This is a genomic window from Streptomyces sp. WELS2, assembly GCF_013870595.1.
In the GTDB taxonomy this organism is placed as follows: Bacteria; Actinomycetota; Actinomycetes; order Streptomycetales; family Streptomycetaceae; genus Streptomyces.
Window position 1 is genome coordinate 1 of sequence record NZ_JACBWZ010001201.1, and the last position, 1,493, is coordinate 1,493.

2 protein-coding genes and 1 pseudogene are annotated in these 1,493 nt (G+C 75.4%); 1 reads left to right on the forward strand and 2 read right to left on the reverse strand.

What is annotated here, in order from left to right; all coding sequences use genetic code 11:
* The coding region (locus H5J33_RS35000; protein WP_181798679.1) for a transglutaminase-like domain-containing protein at window positions 1-577 on the forward strand (577 nt) is incomplete at its 5' end.
* A 10-nt stretch (window positions 578-587) separates the two neighbouring features.
* Here the strand turns inward: H5J33_RS35000 and H5J33_RS35005 are convergent.
* Together H5J33_RS35005 and H5J33_RS35010 are read right to left on the reverse strand one after the other, a co-directional pair.
* Window positions 588-1,202, reverse strand: coding sequence for a response regulator transcription factor (locus H5J33_RS35005; RefSeq protein ID WP_181798680.1), 615 nt, complete (start codon window positions 1,200-1,202; stop codon window positions 588-590).
* Window positions 1,199-1,493 (reverse strand): annotated as a pseudogene (locus tag H5J33_RS35010) (sensor histidine kinase); the annotation flags it as partial. The pseudogene H5J33_RS35010 and the gene H5J33_RS35005, both read right to left, overlap by 4 nt.

Genomic DNA, 1,493 nt, shown 5'->3' on the forward strand with positions numbered 1-1,493 from the left:
CGGCGACTACGAGCGGCTGGAGTCCTCCCTGCTGCACGAGGTGCTCCGGCGGCGGCGCGGGCTGCCCATCCTGCTGTCGGTGGTGTGGCTGGAGGTCGCGCGCCGGGCCGGGGCGCCGGTGTACGGGGTCGCGCTGCCGGGGCACTTCGTGGTCGGGTTCGGACCGGCGGCGGACCGGGTGCTGGCCGATCCGTTCGAGGGCGGGCGGGTGCTGACCGGGACGGACGCCGAGCTGCTGGTGGTGGGTGCCACGGGCGCGCCGCCGGACCCCTCGGTGCTGGAGCCGGCGCCCCCGCTGGAGGTCGTGCAGCGGGTGCTGAACAACATGCGGGCGTGGGCGGCGGCCCGGCCGGAGCGCTCCGACGTGGGACTGCGGGCCGTGGAACTGGCGCTGCTCGTCCCCTCCCATCCGGCGCGGCTGCGTTACGAGCGCGGGCAACTGCTGGTGCAGAGCGGGCAGTTCGTGGCGGGCGCCGAGGAGATGGAGCATTACGCCGACCTGATCGAGGTGGTGGACGAGGCGGCGGCGCGCAGGATCCGGCAGGAGGCGGGCACCGCGCGCGCCAGGCTCAACTGAGCGAGCGCCCCTACAGCCACCCCTTCTCGCGGGCGATCAGCACCGCCTCCGCCCGGTTGCGGGCCGCGAGTTTCTGGATGGCCGTCGACAGGTAGTTGCGGACCGTGCCCGGGGACAGGTGCAGGGCCTGGGCCAGTTCGGCGTTGGTGGAGCCGTCGGCCGCCGCGCGGAGCACCTCGCGTTCGCGCTCGGTGAGCGGGTTGGCGCCCTCGGCGAGCGCGGCGGCGGCCAGCGTGGGGTCGATGACCCGCTCGCCGGCCAGCACCTTGCGGATCGCCTCGGCGAGCTGGGCGGCGGGGGCGTCCTTGACGAGGAAGGCGTCGGCGCCGGCCTCCATGGCGCTGCGCAGATAGCCGGGCCGGCCGAAGGTGGTGAGCACGACCAGCTTGACGTGCGGGTACGCGCGGCGCACCCGGGCCGCGGCCTCGATGCCGGTGCAGCCGGGCATCTCGATGTCGAGCAGCGCCACGTCCACGCCGTGCGCGCCGACGGCGGCGAGGACCTCGTCGCCGCGCGCGGCCTGGGCGACGACCTCGATGTCGTCCTCCAGGCCGAGCAGCGCGGCCAGCGCCTCGCGGACCATCGACTGGTCCTCGGCCAGCAGGACCTTGATCGTGCTCGTCATGCCCCGGATCCTACGTCGGCCAGGGGGGTCGTCGGCACGCGGGCGACCAGCCGGAATCCCTGCCTGACCCGGCCCGCCCGCAGGGTGCCGCCGGCCTTCTGGAGCCGCTCGGTCAGACCGGTCAGACCGTTGCCGGGGCCCTTGCCGGAGCCGCCGGAGCCGTTGTCCTCGACGGTGAGTTCGAGCACCGGGCCGTCCAGGGTCTCGTGGCGCGTCAGGCGTACCGCGCAGCGGTCGGCGCCGCTGTGCCGGACCACGTTGGTGACGGCCTCGCGCAGCGCCCAGGCGAGG

What these genes read in the sequence shown, in the direction of transcription:
- H5J33_RS35005 (WP_181798680.1), bottom strand. Translation starts at nt 1,202, where the DNA reads ATGACGAGCACGATCAAGGTCCTGCTGGCCGAGGACCAGTCGATGGTC.